This is a genomic window from Serratia sp. CY33525 (assembly GCF_052169115.1).
GTDB lineage: Bacteria > Pseudomonadota > Gammaproteobacteria > Enterobacterales > Enterobacteriaceae > Serratia > Serratia sarumanii.
The window spans coordinates 1-656 of the sequence record NZ_JBJNLK010000038.1 but is presented as its reverse complement, the minus strand read 5'-3'; the positions used below and the strand labels follow the sequence as shown (position 1 = coordinate 656).

Annotated in this window: 1 protein-coding gene; it reads left to right on the top strand. The window is 72.0% G+C overall.

What is annotated here, in order from left to right:
• The coding region (locus tag ACJ8IM_RS25210; RefSeq protein WP_442516260.1) for a hypothetical protein at window positions 1–656 on the top strand (656 nt) is incomplete at both ends.

Sequence of the window (656 nt, the reverse complement as noted above, 5' to 3'; positions counted from 1 at the left end):
CGGCGGTGAACTGTATGCCGTGCTGGAAGGGGTGTCCTGTCGCCAGGCGGGCGTGGAGTCCCGGCTGAATGAGTGCCTGTTCGAGACGGCGTGGGTCGGCGTTGCCGGGCCGGAGACGGTGTCTCCGGCGGTGGGGGAGCACCTGCTGCTGTCGAGGCGGGCCGTAGAGACGCCGTTGCCGGAAGGCTGGCGCGGCGTGACGGTCAGCGGGGGGGCGTCACTGGCGGCCGCGCTGAACGAACTGCCGTGGCAGACCGTGGCGCTGTTGAGCGAAGGCGAAGAAGAGGATATGGCGCTGGCGCTGGCGATGCTGCAGGCGGAGACGACGGCGCACCGGGTGCTGCTGAAGCGTGCGGACCGTGAGGGCGACGCCGGGCTGTCGGGGCTGGTGCGTACGGCGCGGCTGGAGCAGCCGGAACGGGCGCTGACCTATATGGAGCTGGCGGCGGGGCAACTGCCGCGCGCGCTGGTGCTGTGCGCGACCGGCGGTCTGGAAGACGTGGTGCGTCTTGACGAGACGGGGCAACTGCAGGCGCAGCGCCTGCAGCGTTGTCATCTGCCGGCCGGCGAACGGGCCGGGATCCGCGCCGGCGCGACCTATGTGATCAGCGGCGGCAACGGCGCGCTGGGCCAGGTGGCGGCGGGCTATCTGGCAG